Below are 15746 nucleotides of genomic sequence, written 5' to 3'. Positions count from 1 at the left end.
CCGCCTCCTGATAACCGTTTGCTGCGGGCCTTGACCCCGTTGGAGGCGATATGACTGTGAATACGACCGACGGCGCGCGTGCGGCCGTTGATGAACTGCTTCGCGAACTCGATCTCTCCGGCGATCCGCTGGGACTGGGCGGCGATCCGGCTGACCATCGTGTTGTTGTGGCCATGTCCGGTGGCGTCGACAGCTCGGTGACGGCGGCCCTGTTGCATCATCTGGGATATGACGTCGTCGGTGTGACGCTGCAGCTTTATGACCACGGCGCGGCCATCCAGAAAAAGGGCGCGTGCTGCGCCGGACAGGACATCTATGACGCCAAGCGCGTCGCCGAGGAATGCGGCTTCCCGCACTATGTGCTGGACTATGAAAGCCGCTTCCGCGAAGCGGTGATCGAGGAATTTGCCGATACCTATCTTGCCGGGTTCACGCCCATTCCCTGTGTGCGCTGTAACCAGACGGTGAAATTCGCCGACTTGTTGAAGACCGCGCGCGAACTGGGTGCGGCCTGTATGGCGACGGGGCATTATATCCAGCGCGCCATGGGCAATGACGGGGCGCAGCTTCGTCGGGCCGCGGACAAGGGCAAGGACCAGTCCTATTTCCTGTTCGCGACCACGCATGAACAGCTGGACTTCCTGCGCTTCCCGCTGGGCCATCTCAACAAGGACCAGACCCGCCAGCTGGCCGAGGCCTTTGGGCTGATCGTGGCCGACAAGCCGGACAGCCAGGACATCTGTTTTGTGCCGGAGGGGCGGTATGTCGACATCGTCGAGAAAATCCGCCCGGGCGCTTCGCGTCCCGGCGAGATCGTGCATGTCGATGGCCGCGTGCTGGGCCGCCATGAGGGCGTGATCCGCTATACGGTCGGCCAGCGCCGCGGTCTGGGCATTGCCGCCGGTGATCCGCTCTATGTCGTCCGGCTCGATGCCGAACAGGCCCAGGTCGTGGTCGGCCCGCGTGAGGCGCTGGCGGTCAATCGCATCAAGCTCAACGACGTCAACTGGCTGGGCGCGGACGCCATTGCCGATGGCGCACCCGTACGGGTGAAAGTCCGCTCGACCCGCCCGCCGGTTCCGGCCGCGCTGTCGGTGGATGGCGAGCGTGTGGGTGTCGTTCTCGCAGAGGGCGAGGAAGGCGTCGCACCGGGTCAGGCCTGTGTCTTCTACTCCCCGGACGATGAAGATCGTGTGCTCGGTGGCGGCTGGATCGCCTCGACCGCGGGCAAGGCACGTTCCGGATCTGCAATCACCTTGATCGGGTGACGGCCTGCGCTATCCTGCCCGGCATGAGGGGAATGATCCGCAGTCTTCTGGCGCTGTTCGCGTTTCTGGTTCTGGCTGTGCCTGCGCAGGGCCAGATCTATGATGTCGAGGAGCGCCTGGCCGAACATCTCGCCGCTTGCGAGGCTGGCGATAAATGGGGCTGTGGGTATGCCATCGCGCTGTGGCAGCGCCAGGATGCCATGTCCTGGTTGCTCGAGCGAAATGTGAACATGCACATGCGGGCCTGCTCGCTGGGGCTGGACGGATCGTGCTGGAAGTTTGAACGCCGCCTGGAGCCCAACCCCTATGCGCCTGTGCGGGCCGATCGGGAGCGCTTCCTGCCAATGGTTGTTTCCGGCTGCGAAAACCGCTCCACCATGGCCTGCTGGCAGGCGGCGAGTGAGTATTACGAGCTCGGCGACATGGATCGCGCCTGGGATTATGCGGACCGCTCCTGTCGCGCCGGTTTCAGCGATGGCTGTGCGCGGCGTGCCGATGTTGAGGCCACAACGGGAGTGGACCCGCAGGCCTCCTATATCGCGGCCTGTCACGGCAACCGGCCCGGTTATATGCGCAAGCAGGCTTATTGCGAGGCTGCGTGCACGATGTCAGATGCGGTGTCCTGCCGGACCCTGGCGGATATGTATGTCCGTGGCCGGGATGGTTATCAGCCGACGGATCGCCGCGAACGCCGGGCCGTGGAGCTTTACGAGCGCGCTTGTGGTCTGGGCGATTCAGAGGCCTGTAACCGGCGCGGTTAGGCCCTTCCACAAAACCACCGTGATCCAGTGAATGAGGACGGGCGGCCAGATTGAAGCGCTCAGCCGGTAGGCCAGGGTGCAGGCGAGCCCCAGCAGGGCGGTGATGGCCAGAAAGGCCGGTTCGAGAAAAAGGTCCTGCGCCATCGGCAGGCCCAGCCAGACCTGTGCCGGGTGCCACAGCACAAAGGCGGTGACCGCCAGACCACCACGAATCCAGCCGGTTCTGCCGCCCAGCCAGACCCGGAAAACCATCTCTTCGGCGAGGGCGGGGATGAAAAATGCGGCGACTGCAACAATGGCGAATGCCTGCAATTCATCTGTCAGGGCAAACTTGAACAGGTTTTCAGATAACCCCAAATAGCCTGCCGTAGGCGTAAATAGCGCTGAAATAAGAAGTGTTTGACCCCATTGAACACGGTTCGGTCGCGCCCGCAGCGTTTGTGCTGCAGCTGCGAAAAGGCTTGACGCGGTGCCGCATAATTTGATCATGCGCGCCAGCTTAACGCCGAATGGCGAACCGGAGGAGACTTGAAATGAGCGCAATTGACGATCCCGTCGTCATCGTGGGCATGGCCCGCACCCCTATGGGTGGTCTGCTGGGCGAGCTCGGCAGCGAGAGTGCCAACGAGCTGGGCGCAGTAGCCGTCAAGGCAGCCATGGAAGAAGCTGGCGTTGCCGGTGACGATGTCGACCAGATCCTGATGGGCAATGTCCTGATGGCTGGCCAGGGCCAGGCCCCGGGCCGCCAGGCTGCACTCAAGGCGGGCATGCCGAACTCCGTTGAAGCCACCACGCTGAACAAGATGTGTGGCTCCGGCATGCAGGCCGCCATCATGGGCCGTGCAGCGATCATGGCGGGTGATGCCGACATCATCATCGCCGGTGGCATGGAGAGCATGACCCAGGCCCCGCATATGCTTCCGTCGCACCGTGGCGGCTTTAAATATGGCCATGACACCGTCAAGGACCACATGGCCCAGGATGGTCTCGAGGACGCCTATGAAAAGGCGCCGATGGGCAATTTCGCCGACATGATCGCCAATGAGTACCAGTTCACGCGTGAGCAGCAGGACGCCTACGCTCTGGAAACCCTGGCTCGCGCCCAGCGCGCGACCGAGGAAGGAGACTTCAAGCGCGAGATCGCACCGGTCACGATCAGGACCCGCAAGGGCGAGATCGCTGTTGAAACCGATGAGCTGCCGCGCAAGGCCATGCCGGAGAAGATCCCGAACCTGCGTCCGGCCTTTTCCAAGGACGGCACGGTCACCGCGGCCAATGCCTCTGCCATCTCTGACGGTGCAGCCGCACTCGTCCTGATGCGCCAGTCCGAAGCCGAGCGTCGTGGTCTCAAGCCGATCGCCAAGATCGTTGCCACCGCAGCGCACGCGCACGAGCCGGCCTATTTCACCACCGCGCCGGTCCCGGCCATGCGCAAGGCTGTCGAGCGCGCGGGTTGGACGGTTGATGATGTCGAGTTGTGGGAAATCAACGAGGCTTTTGCGGTCGTTCCGATGATCGCCATGAAGGAACTCGGCCTCAGCCATGACAAGGTCAACGTCAATGGCGGCGCCTGCGCCCTGGGTCACCCGATCGGCGCGTCTGGCGCACGCATCATGGTGACGCTACTGGCGGCCATGGAAAAACAGGGCAAGACCAAGGGTGTTGCCTCGCTCTGCATCGGTGGCGGCGAAGCGACCGCAGTCGCTGTCGAGCGCATGCAGTAAGCGTTCCGGCGATAACGGAAAAAAAGAGGGCGGTGCCGATGGCGCCGCCCTTTTTTGTTATGCGAGGGCTAACCCTCGATATGGCTCAGCGGCAGGCCGCGGCCGTCCTTGACGTTGCGGATCTGCACGGAGGTGCGGAAATCGCCGATCACATCGAGCGGGATCAGCTTGTCGGACACAAAATCATTATAGCTGTCGATGTCCGGCATCACGACTTTCACCAGATAGTCGTAGGGGCCGGTCATGGTGACGGCCTCGGTGACTTCCTCGAAGCTCTGGATGGCTTCCTCGAACTTCTCGTAATTGGCGCGGCGGGCCGGGGCGATCTTCACCTCGATATAGGCGGTGAACATCAGGCCGATGGCGCGGCGGTCGAGCTGGATCGAGCGGCGTTTGATGATTCCCTCGGTCTCCAGGCGACGAATGCGGCGCCAGCAGGGAGAGGGCGTCAGGCCGACCTTTTCAGCCACTTCGGCGACCGATTGGCCCGCATCTTCTTGCAGGGCCTCAAGAATGCGGACGTCAATATTATCAAGGGCTGCGATCATTTTTTCCTCAAAAGCCGGTTTGCTGGGAAAATAGTCCAAGCTGCTTCGGATGCGAACCCGGAAAAGGCACATTGACCCAAGAGTAGACAAGCACCGTCCATCCGCGTTAGACGCCCCTCGCATCACACACTCTGTGTGGCTTCAGTTCCTGGCGGTTTCCGCCCAGTCATAGCGAGAGCCCATGACGCAATCTGATCCCCGCTTCCACGTCCCCGCGCCGCACGCCCGGCCTGGCGACACGCCTGATTTTTCCCATATCGAAATCCCGCCGGCAGGCGAGGCCCGCAAACCGGCCGTGGACATCGATGGCAGCGAGACCCGTGATCTCGCGCTCGGACTGGTCCGCGTCCTGGACCATAACCACCAGGCGGTGGGTGAATGGGATCCCAAGCTGGACGCGGATGTCCTGCGCGAAGGCCTCAAGCACATGGTGCTGACCCGCGTTTATGACGACCGCATGCTCAAGCTGCAGCGTCAGGGCAAGATGAGCTTCTACATGAAGTCCACGGGTGAGGAGGCTGTCGCCGTCGCCGCCGCCATGGCGCTCGACAACAAGGACATGATCTTCCCGTCCTATCGCCAGCAGGGCATCCTGTTTGCGCGCGGTCGCGATATCGTCGACATGATGTGTCACTGCATCTCCAACAGCCGTGACAATCTCAAGGGTCGCCAGCTTCCGGTTCACTACACCTGGGCGGAAGGCAATTTTTTCTCGATCTCCGGCAATCTGACCACGCAATTCCCGCAGGCCGTCGGCTATGCGATGGCGTGCCAGTTCAAGGGCGAGAAGCAGATCGCGGCCTCCTGGATCGGTGAGGGCTCGTCTGCGGAAGGCGATTTCCACGGCGCGCTGGTGCTGGCCTCGACCTACAAGGCGCCGGTCATTCTCAACGTCGTCAACAATCAGTGGGCGATCTCGACCTTCCAGGGTGTCGCGCGCGGCCAGGGCAATACCTTTGCTGAAAAGGGCCTGGGGTACGGCCTGGCGTCCCTGCGCATTGATGGCAATGACTTCCTGGCGGTCTACGCAGCGACGCAATGGGCGGCTGAACGCGCCCGTGCGGGCCATGGTGCCACCATCATCGAGAGCTTCACCTATCGCGCCGATGCGCACTCCACCTCGGATGACCCGTCGGGCTATCGCCCCAAGGCCGAGGAAGAGAAATGGCCGCTGGGCGATCCGGTCGAGCGCCTGAAACAGCACCTGATCGGTCTGGGCGAATGGGATGAGGAGCGTCACGAGGCGCTCGAGAAAGAGCTCAACGAGCTGGTCATCGCCTCCTACAAGGAAGCGGAAAGCCACGGCACGCTGCACGACGGCCCGCTTTCGCCGACGCACACGATTTTCGAAGATGTCTATGTCGAACCGGACTGGCGCCTGCGTCGCCAGCGCCAGGATCTGGGAGTCTAAATCATGGCCAAGATGAACATGATCCAGGCGCTCAATTCAGCGCTCGACAAAATGATGGAAAAAGACCCGAACGTGGTCTCCTTCGGTGAGGATGCCGGTTATTTCGGTGGCGTTTTCCGCGTTACTGCCGGCCTGCAGGAAAAATACGGCCTGGACCGCTCCTTCGATGCACCGATCAACGAGGCGGCAATTGTCGCCATGGCGATCGGCATGGGCGTGAAGGGCATGCGCCCGGTCGCCGAGATCCAGTTCGCCGACTACATCTTCCCGGGGCTCGACCAGATCGTCTCCGAACTGTCGCGCATCCGTTATCGTACGGCAGGCCAGTTCACCACGCCGGTAACCATCCGCACGCCCTGTGGCGGTGGTATCCGCGGTGGCCAGACCCACTCCATGAGCCCGGAAGCCTTCTTCACCCAGATCCCGGGTGTCCAGGTCGTCATGCCGTCCAACCCGTATGACGCCAAGGGCCTCCTGATCTCCGCGATCGAGAGCGATGATCCGGTCATCTTCTTCGAGCCCAAGCGCCTTTATAACGGTCCGTTCGACGGTGACCCGGGCAAGGCACTGGAAACCTGGGGCAAACACCCCAAGGGCGAGGTGCCGGAAGAGCATTACAGCCTGCCGATCGGCAAGGCCGAGGTCGTGCGCGAAGGCAATGATGTCTCCATCATCACCTATGGCACGCTGGTGCATGTCGCCCTGGCGGCGGCCGAGCGTGAGGGTATTGATGCCGAGATCATCGATCTGAAGACGCTGGTGCCCTACGACATCGAGACGATTGCCAAATCCGTCAACAAGACCGGCCGCTGCATCGTCGCCCAGGAAGCGCCGCGTACCTCCGGTTTCGGTGCCGAGCTGGCTGCGCAAATCCAGGAAGAGTGTTTCTACGCGCTGGAAACGCCGATCTACCGGATCGCCGGCTGGGACACGCCGTACCCGCACGCCCACGAATGGGCCTATTTCCCGGGCCTGACCCGTTTCATCACCGCCATGCGCGAAGTCCTGGAGGCATAAGCAATGAGCGAATACCGCTATAAAATGCCCGATGTCGGCGAAGGTATCGTCGAAGCGGAAATCGTTGAGTGGCACGTCAAGGAAGGCGACACGGTCACCGAGGACCAGCACGTCCTCGACGTGATGACCGACAAGGCGACGGTGGAAATTCCCTGTGCCGTGAATGGTACGGTGACCAAGCTGGTCGGCGAGCCGGGCGAGATCATCGCTGTTGGCACCGAGATCATGTTCATCGCCGTTGATGGTGCTGTTCCGGCTGAAGACGAAGCTCCCGCCAAGGAAGAAACCAAGGCTGACGAGGCTGCACCGGCCAAGGAAGAGCCGAAACCAGCGGCGTCGGCAAAGCCCGCTCCGGTGGCTGCTGCTCCGGCTGTGGCTGCACGCCCGGCCGGCGAACGTGCCCTGGCCAGCCCGGCCGTTCGCAAGCGCGCGCTGGAGGCTGATATCGATCTGGGCACGGTCCCGGGGACCGGCCCGGCGGGTCGTATCACTCACCAGGACATGGATGATTTCATCGCTTCCGGCGGACGCCTGTCCGCGCGTGCGGGCGGTGGCTCCGCAGTGCGCGCACCGCGCACTGGCGTGACCGAGGAGAAAATCATCGGCCTGCGTCGCCGGATCTCCGAGAACATGTCCCACGCCCAGCGCACCATTCCGGACATCGCCTATGTCGAGGAAATCGACGTCACGGCGCTGGAAGAGCTGCGCGCGCATCTCAACAAGTCCAAGCGGGATGACCAGGCCAAGCTGACCTTCATTCCCTTCCTTGTCATGGCGCTGGCCAAGGCCCTGCCGGAAACCCCGCAGGCCAATGCGCATTTTGACGGCGAGAACATGCTGCTGACCAAGTATGACGCCGTGCATTGCGGTGTCGCCGCAGCGACGCCGAACGGCCTGATGGTCCCGGTCATCAAGCATGCCGAGAGCCTCGACGTGTTCGAGATCGCCGGTGAGCTGAAACGCCTGGGCTCCGCCGCCAAGGACGGCAAGGCGACGAAGGACGAGCTGTCCGGCTCGACCATCACCATCACCTCGCTGGGGGCAATTGGTGGCCTGGTCACAACGCCGATCCTGAACGCGCCGGAAGTGTCCATCATCGGCGTCAACAAGATGCAGACCCTGCCGCGCTACAATGCGGACGGTCAGGTCGTGCCGCGCAAGGTGCTGAACCTGTCCAGCTGTTTCGATCACCGCATTGTCGACGGTTATGACGCCGCCATGCTGATCCAGCGTGTGAAGGGCTATCTGGAGAACCCGGCGACGCTGTTTATGTGATGTCGAAGACGGGGCGGATCGCAATCACGATCGCGGCGGTGATAATCGCTGCGATCGGTGCGATTGGTGTCACACTCGGGATCTGGGGCGGTCTGTTTCTGACTGGAGGGATTCTGTTCATGGAGACGCTCGGCGCCGAAATTGACTATGACCAAGTTTCTGGGGAATACGGACGTCTCGTCGTTTGGGGAGGCCTCGGAAGCCTGATGTTGCTGTCCGGTGCGTTGGCCATTGTTCGGATCTGGGCGCGATAATTTGCAGAAGCGGGATGTCTCGATGAGGTGTCCCGCTTTATTGTTTCTGGCGCGGTCGAAGTCAGCGTTTCAGGCCGCATCCTGCGCCAGGGCGCCAAAAAAACCGATCATGCAGACGACACGGCCAGCCTCATCGGTCGGCGCCACATCAAATCCTTCCAGCAATAGCTTTCCGTCCTGATGGATTGTCCAGTGATAGCGGTGGAAATTGTGTTGGCTGTCGACAGCGCTGGCACGCGCATAGACCGCGCCCGGCAGGGTCTTCTTGACCTCGTGCACATTTGCCTCAAACCCGTCGATCCCTGTCACATCAATGGAGGGGTCGACAAATCGCACATCTGTGGCGAGCGCCTGATCGAGATGGCGGCGGACCTTGGCCGGGTCGGGCTCGTTCCACGCGGCGAGCATGCTTTCGAGAGAGGCGATAGGGTCGCTCATGACGGGGCTCCTTATATTAACCGACACGGTGTCGGTATGTGGCCACTGTAAAACCGACACGAAGTCTGTAAAGTGAAATCATGGCGACTCAGGCAGAAAGACGGAAAGCAACGCGCGAGGCCCTGGTGAAAGCCGGGCGGGCCAGCTTTGCCCGTGCGGGTTATGACGCGACGCATACCAATGAGATCCTGGCGGTTGCCAGGGTGTCGCGTGGCGCGATGTATCATCACTTTGCAAGCAAGCAGGCCTTGTTCGAAGCAGTCTTCATTGCGGAGTCAAAAGCTACGATTGCGGGAGCTGCGGCGGCAGCAAGCCATACCGGCTCACCTTTGGAAAACTTATTATCCGCCTGTCTGGCCTGGCTGGCGGCAGCGCGTGAGCCGGTGACCGCCGCCATACTGCTCGACCAGGGGCCACAGGTGCTCGGCTGGAAACGCGCCCGCGACCTGGAAGGGGAATTCAGTCTTGGCGGTATGAAGCGCGCGATCCAGCTGGCGAGCGAGGCGGGTGAGCTCGAAGTGGGTTCCATTGATCTTGCGGCCCGCATTCTCAACGCTGTATTGGCCGAGCTGGCGCTGGCGGCGGTTCACCACCGTGACGAGGCTGATCCCGCCCGTCAGGAGCGCATGATCCGCCAGGTCCTCTCCGGTTTTAGGCCACAGACGGATTGAGCTCCGACTTCCCATCGCCGATGCCTTCCTCTATACCCAATGTCACCAATGGTGACATAACAAGGTTGGATCGATGGAAATCTTTGAAATGATCAAGCAGCACATGGCTGCCAGCGTGCCGTTTGCGAACTATACCGGGGTGAAGCTGGAAGAGGTTTCGGCCGAGCGGGGTGTGGCCACGCTGGCCAAGCGCGGCGAGGTGGAAAACCATATCCAGACCATGCATGCCGGGGCGATGTTCACGCTGGGCGAGGCGGCGTCCGGTGCGGCGATGGGCGGTGTGATGGCGGACCAGCTGCTGGCTGCGCGTCCCGTCGCGGCCAATGCCTCCATCAAGTATGTGAAGACGGCCAAGACCGATATCACGGCAATCGCGACGGCGAGCATTCCGGCAGAGGAAGCGCTGAAAGCCTTCCACGCTGATGGCAAGGTCGTGTTCGACGTCAATGTCGATATCCGGGATGCCGACGAGAATACCTGCGCGGAAATGACGGTAGCCTGGCACATAAAGAAGACCGGCTAGGGTGGCCAAGCGCTACCATCACGGCGAGGTGGGCAGTGGGGCTGTTGCGGCCGCGCTGGCGATCACCGAGGCTGACGGCCCGGATGCGGTGACCATGCGGGCTGTGGCCAACAGGGTGGGCGTGGACCATCGTGCGATCTATCGGCATTTCACCGATCGCGACCGTCTGTTGGCTGAAGTCGCCGCGGACGGTTTTCGCGATCTCCTCTGCGAGCTTGTGCGGGCAGAGGGGGAGGCGGGGCTGCAGCGTGACTTCACCGCCTCCATCCGCTTTGCCCTGGCCCGGCCGCATCTCTACGCGCTGATGCTGTCGCGGCCGCGCGAATTGATGTTCGACGGGGCGGCGCTGGAAGCCGCGGTCCGTGCGATGCTGGAGCATCTCATGGCCTCGGCGCGACTTGCGTTGGGAGATGAGGTCGAGGCTCGCATATGCCGCGACCTTGTCTTCTCGGCGCTGGGGGCGAGTTACGGCCTCGTTTCCCTGGCCAGCTCGATGACGCTGGCACCGCGTTCTCCAGCGGAGCTGGAGGCTTTCCTGACCGAACAGGTGGCAGCGGTGATTGAAGGCCAGCTGCTGCGCTTGCGCGGCCCGGCCTAGTCCGTTTCCGCAGGCAGCAATTCACGCACGCTCTTGACCGCGCTTTCGGCTTCATTCTCCCACTCCACCGGCAACAGCGCCCTGGGCATGTTCTGATAGCAGACCGGACGCAGGAAACGGCGGATGGACATTGTACCCACACTGGTCGCTCCAAAATTGGTGGAGGCCGGATAAGGGCCGCCATGCACCATCGTCTCGCTGACTTCCACCCCGGTCGGGAAGCCATTTGTCAGGATGCGTCCGGCCTTGCGTTCCAGGACGGGCATCAGCAGACGGGCCAGGTCGGTATCGGCGGTGTCCATGTGCAGCGTGCAGGTCAGCTGGCCCTTCAGCGCGCGCGCAATGACCAGCATTTCATCAGTGTCCCGGACCGTGATCACCAGGCCGAGTGGCCCGAAGACCTCCTCGCTCAGCGTCTCGTCGGCAAGCCAGTCCTGGCCGGAAACGACAAACAGGTTGGGGGTGGCTTCGCGTGCCTCGCAGTCAGTGGACAGGATCTCCTTCACCCCGCGGGCCCGGCGCACGCCATCGCGGCCCTTGCGATAGGCGCTGGCGATGCCGTCAGTCAGCATGGTCTGGCCCTGGACTTTCATCAGCTCGGCCAGGGAAGCGTGGATGAAGGCCTCGGCATCATCGTCCTCAACGACGACGGCGATGCCCGGATTGGTGCAGAACTGGCCCGCACCCATCGTCAGCGAGGCGACCCAGCCTGACGCGATCGCCCCACCGCGCGCGCCCAGGGCCTCGGGCAGAAGGAACATCGGATTGACCGAACCCAGCTCGCCAAAGAAGGGGATGGGGTCCTCGCGCGCTGCGCAGAGGTCAAACAGGGCGCGGCCGCCCGCCAGCGAGCCGGTGAAGCCAACCGCGCGAATGTATTCATTGCGGACCAGCGCCGTGCCGACCGAGCGATCACCGCCCTGGATCTGGCTGAACACACCGGGATGGACGCCGACAGTCTCGATGGCTGCCTGTATGGCCTGGGCGATGATGTCCGCCGTGCCCGGATGCGCGCTGTGGCCCTTGACCACGACCGGGCAGCCGGCCGCCAGGGCCGCGGCCGTGTCGCCTCCTGCAGTGGAGAAGGCGAGCGGGAAGTTGGAAGCGCCGAAAACGGCAACAGGGCCGATCGGGCGCTGGATGAGTTTCAGATCGGGGCGGGGCACGGGCTGACGCTCCGGAAGGGCCTCGTCATGACGACGGTCCAGATAGTTACCGTCCTGGATGGTTCTCGCGAACAGGCGCAGCTGACCGACAGTACGGCCGCGTTCCCCGATCAGACGGGCTTCGGGCAGGCCGGTTTCCTCGTGACCGATCCGGGTGATGTCATCACCGCGTGTTTCGATCTCGTCGGCGATGGCGTTGAGCAGGGCAGCGCGTGTGGCCACCGGGCTGTAGCCATAGGTCATGAAGGCCTGTTCGGCCGCTTTGCAGGCTTCATCGACAAGTTCCGGCGTGCCGACGGAGAATTCGTGAGCCTCGCCTGTTGCGGGTCTGGAAAGGAAGACGCGGTCGCTTTCGGTCCAGCGTCCGGCGATGAGGTGTTTTCCGTTGATCATGGCCCTGCTCCTGTTGGTCGTGACATACATGCCAGATAGAAATATTGGATACAATATCCAATTCTGCAGTGCGGCTATCTGGATGCTTGACCTGGAGGACGCTGGCGTGTCCTGTCCGCAGCAGGGAGTGAGGCATGTTCAAACAGATTTGGGATCAGCTGGTCAGCGTCCTGGCCGTGTGGGCCGTCAGCGTGTTTGCGCTGATGTTCTTCCACGATGATATCGGGCTTGCGCCTGAGCATTTGCCGATGCTCATTTTCACCAGCCTGCCCGTGTTTGTCGTTGGTTCTGTCCTCGTTTCGCTCGCGCGGCAATTTATGTCGAAAAACCGCGCATCCTGACGCGGCTCTTTCCCTTTGCGTCGCAAGACGCTAAATGCCTCGCAAATCCTCATTGGTTTCGCAGCCATTTATTCCAAGGAGCATCCCCATGCAGACACGTTCGTGCCAGGTTCTCATCATTGGTGGTGGTCCGGGTGGATATCCGGCGGCTATTCGTGCGGGCCAGCTGGGTCTGGACACGATCATCGTCGACAAGCACGGTTTGGGCGGAACCTGTCTCAATCGCGGCTGTATCCCCTCCAAGGCGATGATCCATGCCGCGACCAAGTATGAGGAAATGTCCAAACACGCCGAGAAGGACGAGCTGGGTATTTCGCTGGCCGAAGCGCCGAAGCTGGACATGGGCAAGCTGGTGGGCTGGAAGGACGGTATCGTCTCCAAGCTGACCGGTGGTGTGGGCCAGTTGATCAAGGCTGCGGGCGTTGAACACATTTCCGGCTGGGCCAAGTTCAGGGACGCCAAGACCTGTGTTGTCGACACCGACGAAGGCGAGGTCGAGATCACGGCCGAGCATGTCGTGCTGGCGACCGGTTCCGTCGAGGTTGAGCTGCCCTTCCTGCCGTTTGGCGACAAGGTGATCGGCTCCACCGACGCGCTTGACCTCTCCGAAAAGCCGGAGAAGCTTGTTGTCGTTGGTGCGGGCTATATCGGTCTCGAGCTGGGTATCGCCTTCCGCAAACTGGGCAGCGAAGTGACCTTCATCGAGGCCTCTGACGGCATTCTCCCGCTCTATGACAAGGAAATCACGCGTCCGATCACCATGTGGCTGAAGAAGCACAAGGTCGCTGTGAACCTCTCCTGCAAGGCCAAGGGCATGACGCAGAAGGACGGCATGGCCGTTCTGGAATACGAAGACGCCAAGGGCGAGACCCAGAGCATTGAAGCCGACAAGATCCTGGTCGCCGTGGGCCGCAAGGCTTGCCTGGACGGTTGGGGTGTCGAGAATATGGGGCTGGATCTGGTCGATGGCCGTTTCATCAAGGTTGATGACCAGTGCCGCACCGGCATGCGCAATGTCTGGGCGATCGGTGATGTTGTCGGCGAGCCGCTGCTGGCACACAAGGCCACGGCCCAGGGCGAAATGGTCGCCGAGCTGATCGCGGGCCACAAGCGGGTCTTTGATCCGGTCTCCATCGCGGCGGTCTGTTTCACCGAGCCGGAAGTCGTCGGCGTCGGCCTGACCCCGGACGAGGCAAAGGCCAAGGGCGAGGTGGTCATCACCGGCAAGTTCCCGCTGGCGGCGTCCGGACGTTACCTGTCCATGGAAGCGGGCACGGATGGCGGTTTTGTCCGCGTCACCGCGCGTGAGAGTGATCATGTCATTCTCGGTATCCACGCCGTGGGCACGCATGTCTCGGAACTCTCCGGCGAGTTCGCCCTTGCCATCGAGATGGGCGCGCGCCTGGAAGACATCGCCGGCACGATCCACGTTCACCCGACCCTGACCGAGGGTTTCCTGGAATCCGCCCTGACCGCGCTCGGCCACCCGATCCATATCTCTGCGCCGAAAAAATAGGTCGTTTGATCCTCCCCATCGGGGAGGTGGATCCGCCGTAGCTTTAGCGAAGGCGGAGACGGAGGGGCCGGAGGGCAAAGCCCGGAGGATCGCTCGCTGCGCTCGCCCCCTTCGCCTTCACTTCGTTGCGGCACTTCCCCGGAGGGGAAGATCCCGGGGCTGGCGCGTGCTATCGCGCGGCATTGAATACCATCCATTCACTTCCCTCGCGTGCGCGCGCGTGAGAAGACTCTGTGCCAGACGTGAGGAGATGACATGGACGACGGCCAGATCGGTGTAACCGGCATTATCGACCACAAACCACTCGCCCCCGGCGAGGGAGTGGGCTGTATCTCCTATGATACTGCGCTGATGCGGACCATTACGCCGCGGGCCGAGGATTTCGACGAGCTGGGTCACGTCAACAATGTCGTCTATCTGCGCTGGGTGCAGGAGATGGCGGTGACGCACTGGCATCTGATCAGCCCCGCCGAGCGTGTGGCGGGGGAGGTCTGGGTTGCCTTGAAACACACGATTGAATACCGCGATCCGATCGAGCCGGGCGAAACGGCCGAGATCCGCACCTGGCTCGGCCCCTACAAGGGCCCGCGTTTTGAACGCAATGTCGATATCCGCAAACCCGGCGCCAAGCGCTTCTCCGCCCGCGCCACAACAGAATGGTGCCGCCTGTCCTCCGTCACCCGCCGCCCGCTGCGCATTGACGACGAAACGCTCGACGTGTTCGGCGTGAAGGGCTTGCTTTAAACGCACGCTTGATACCACTCTGCCGTGCGGAGGGTGGATGATGCGTTTTTCCCGACTGGTTTGTGGTGCTCTGATTGCTGGCGCGATGGGGGCACCGGCAGAGGCCTGCGACGTGCCGGCGGACTATCACAGCCTGCTCGGTCCTTATGATGCCATCCACCATGCGGACTGGATTGGTCTGGCCGTGGCCGTACGATCATCCGACGGTTCCGGGCTTGAGTTGGAGTTTCGCGAATACCTCAAGGGAGATGGCCCTCAATCGCTATCGGTCTCATATCCGCGATTTGATTCAGCTTCGTCCAACGGGCACTCGGATGAAGCGCTGGTGGGAAATTACTACGCGCACACGACGGCGGCGTTCTGGGATGGTCGCGGGCGAGGCGGGCTGGGTGCGGATTGTCGAATCCGCGTCGAGTTTGCAGAGGGGGCGTCCTACCTGGTGTTTGGACCTCTGCAGTACGAAGTGGGATATGAGAATATCGCTGTGGCCGATGATGATGCCTGGCTCGAATATGTAAAAGATGTTCTCGCCGGCGAGGTGCAGGAGCTTCCGCCATTGCGGCTGCGCGATCTTCTTGAGCGAAGCGCGGCTGTCATTCGGGTGCGGGCCCGGATGGATGGTGAACAGGTCTTGCTGGACGAGGAGGTCCTCGTCGGCGAGCTCGGCTCCTATCTGAATGCGACAACGATTTATCCGGAGGAGTTTTATCGCGCTTTGCTGGACCCACGGTGCAGTGGATGGGGGATTCAGAATGACGTTATCGAGCGGTTCATCGTGATCGAGGAAATACCGGCCAGGCCGGTTCTGATGCGGCAGACTTCTTGGTGCCCGCCACTGCGCGCAATGCCCTTGATGGAAGGGCCTTTCGGATTCTTCGACTCACCCTTTTACGTCAGTATGGAGGCATCCGGTATGTTTGCAACGAATGCGTTCTCGGAGTTCCATGTAAGCGAGGGCCGGGTTGGGCTTAGGAGGCCTCGCGTGATCGAAATGCCTGATGGCACCACTCCCGACACGATCTCCGTCGCCGAATTCATCGCTCTTATGCCCGTTCAAGACTAATCAATTCGCTCCGGCTTGCCCTGGTGCCCGCCGAC

General features: G+C 62.1%; 18 protein-coding genes. 14 read left to right on the top strand and 4 right to left on the bottom strand.

The features are described from left to right. The first annotated feature begins 50 nt into the window (after nt 1-50). Both mnmA and SIC17_RS04240 read left to right on the top strand, forming a co-directional pair. Nucleotides 51-1268 carry a tRNA 2-thiouridine(34) synthase MnmA gene (gene mnmA, locus SIC17_RS04245; RefSeq protein ID WP_412546491.1) on the top strand — a complete coding sequence of 406 codons (1218 nt, stop codon included), beginning with the start codon at nt 51-53 and terminating at the stop codon, nt 1266-1268. Nucleotides 1269-1291: 23 nt separating this feature from the next. Beyond that, a complete protein-coding gene (locus SIC17_RS04240; RefSeq protein ID WP_412546490.1) occupies nt 1292-2029 on the top strand; it encodes a hypothetical protein in 738 nt (245 codons plus the stop codon). Here SIC17_RS04240 and SIC17_RS04235 read toward each other — a convergent pair. After that, entirely contained in the window at nt 2003-2386 is a 384-nt protein-coding gene (locus SIC17_RS04235) for a type II CAAX prenyl endopeptidase Rce1 family protein (RefSeq protein WP_412546489.1), read from the bottom strand. The genes SIC17_RS04240 and SIC17_RS04235 overlap by 27 nt on opposite strands. A gap of 176 nt (nt 2387-2562) precedes the next feature. Between SIC17_RS04235 and SIC17_RS04230 the strand changes: the two genes are divergently transcribed. After that, a complete protein-coding gene (locus SIC17_RS04230) occupies nt 2563-3753 on the top strand; it encodes a thiolase family protein (RefSeq protein ID WP_412546488.1) in 1191 nt (396 codons plus the stop codon). 68 nt (nt 3754-3821) lie between these two features. On the opposite strand, the gene SIC17_RS04225 is transcribed toward SIC17_RS04230, so the two are convergent. Then, nucleotides 3822-4301, bottom strand: coding sequence for an Lrp/AsnC family transcriptional regulator (locus SIC17_RS04225; protein WP_291894171.1), 480 nt, complete (start codon nt 4299-4301; stop codon nt 3822-3824). A gap of 181 nt (nt 4302-4482) precedes the next feature. On the opposite strand from SIC17_RS04225, the gene SIC17_RS04220 reads away from it, so the two are divergent. Genes SIC17_RS04220 through SIC17_RS04205 form a run of 4 tightly spaced genes read left to right on the top strand, consistent with a single transcriptional unit; the run spans nt 4483 to nt 8258 of the window. Next, entirely contained in the window at nt 4483-5712 is a 1230-nt protein-coding gene (locus tag SIC17_RS04220; protein WP_291894169.1) for a 3-methyl-2-oxobutanoate dehydrogenase (2-methylpropanoyl-transferring) subunit alpha, read from the top strand. Between the two features lie 3 nt (nt 5713-5715). Next, on the top strand, nt 5716-6729 hold the full coding sequence (locus tag SIC17_RS04215) for an alpha-ketoacid dehydrogenase subunit beta (protein WP_412546487.1): 1014 nt from the start codon (nt 5716-5718) through the stop codon (nt 6727-6729). 3 nt (nt 6730-6732) lie between these two features. Then, the gene (locus SIC17_RS04210) at nt 6733-8004 is read left to right on the top strand and encodes a dihydrolipoamide acetyltransferase family protein (RefSeq protein ID WP_412546486.1); all 1272 of its coding nucleotides are present in this window, start codon (nt 6733-6735) and stop codon (nt 8002-8004) included. After that, the gene (locus SIC17_RS04205; protein ID WP_412546485.1) at nt 8004-8258 is read left to right on the top strand and encodes a hypothetical protein; all 255 of its coding nucleotides are present in this window, start codon (nt 8004-8006) and stop codon (nt 8256-8258) included. Before SIC17_RS04210 ends, SIC17_RS04205 begins: the two co-directional genes overlap by 1 nt. A 69-nt stretch (nt 8259-8327) precedes the next feature. Here SIC17_RS04205 and SIC17_RS04200 read toward each other — a convergent pair whose 3' ends face one another. Beyond that, complete coding sequence (locus tag SIC17_RS04200; RefSeq protein ID WP_291894161.1) at nt 8328-8696, bottom strand: hypothetical protein; 369 nt, start codon at nt 8694-8696, stop codon at nt 8328-8330. An 80-nt stretch (nt 8697-8776) separates the two neighbouring features. On the opposite strand from SIC17_RS04200, the gene SIC17_RS04195 reads away from it, so the two are divergent. The 3 genes from SIC17_RS04195 to SIC17_RS04185 all read left to right on the top strand — a co-directional run bounded on the left by SIC17_RS04195 (nt 8777) and on the right by SIC17_RS04185 (nt 10488). Beyond that, nucleotides 8777-9367 carry a TetR/AcrR family transcriptional regulator gene (locus SIC17_RS04195; RefSeq protein WP_412546484.1) on the top strand — a complete coding sequence of 197 codons (591 nt, stop codon included), beginning with the start codon at nt 8777-8779 and terminating at the stop codon, nt 9365-9367. A gap of 73 nt (nt 9368-9440) precedes the next feature. Continuing rightward, complete coding sequence (locus SIC17_RS04190; RefSeq protein WP_412546483.1) at nt 9441-9890, top strand: PaaI family thioesterase; 450 nt, start codon at nt 9441-9443, stop codon at nt 9888-9890. Between the two features lies 1 nt (nt 9891). Beyond that, a complete protein-coding gene (locus SIC17_RS04185) occupies nt 9892-10488 on the top strand; it encodes a TetR/AcrR family transcriptional regulator (protein ID WP_412546482.1) in 597 nt (198 codons plus the stop codon). Here the strand turns inward: SIC17_RS04185 and SIC17_RS04180 are convergent. Next, complete coding sequence (locus tag SIC17_RS04180; RefSeq protein ID WP_412546481.1) at nt 10485-12047, bottom strand: aldehyde dehydrogenase (NADP(+)); 1563 nt, start codon at nt 12045-12047, stop codon at nt 10485-10487. The two genes, SIC17_RS04185 and SIC17_RS04180, sit on opposite strands and share 4 nt — an antisense overlap. 134 nt (nt 12048-12181) lie before the next feature. Between SIC17_RS04180 and SIC17_RS04175 the strand changes: the two genes are divergently transcribed. From SIC17_RS04175 to SIC17_RS04160, 4 genes are all read left to right on the top strand, one after another. Further along, nucleotides 12182-12388, top strand: coding sequence for a hypothetical protein (locus tag SIC17_RS04175; RefSeq protein WP_291894150.1), 207 nt, complete (start codon nt 12182-12184; stop codon nt 12386-12388). A gap of 88 nt (nt 12389-12476) precedes the next feature. Next, nucleotides 12477-13904, top strand: coding sequence for a dihydrolipoyl dehydrogenase (lpdA, locus tag SIC17_RS04170; RefSeq protein ID WP_291894147.1), 1428 nt, complete (start codon nt 12477-12479; stop codon nt 13902-13904). 255 nt (nt 13905-14159) lie between these two features. Further along, nucleotides 14160-14648 (top strand): acyl-CoA thioesterase, encoded by a 489-nt coding sequence (locus tag SIC17_RS04165; RefSeq protein WP_412546480.1) that lies wholly within the window; start codon nt 14160-14162, stop codon nt 14646-14648. A gap of 37 nt (nt 14649-14685) precedes the next feature. Further along, nucleotides 14686-15711 carry a hypothetical protein gene (locus SIC17_RS04160; protein ID WP_412546479.1) on the top strand — a complete coding sequence of 342 codons (1026 nt, stop codon included), beginning with the start codon at nt 14686-14688 and terminating at the stop codon, nt 15709-15711. The last annotated feature ends 35 nt before the right edge of the window (nt 15712-15746 follow it).

The organism is Maricaulis sp. MIT060901, assembly GCF_047123815.1.
Taxonomy (GTDB): domain Bacteria; phylum Pseudomonadota; class Alphaproteobacteria; order Caulobacterales; family Maricaulaceae; genus Maricaulis.
The sequence above is the reverse complement of the archived record's forward strand: the minus strand, read 5'-3'. Positions and strand labels throughout refer to the sequence as shown.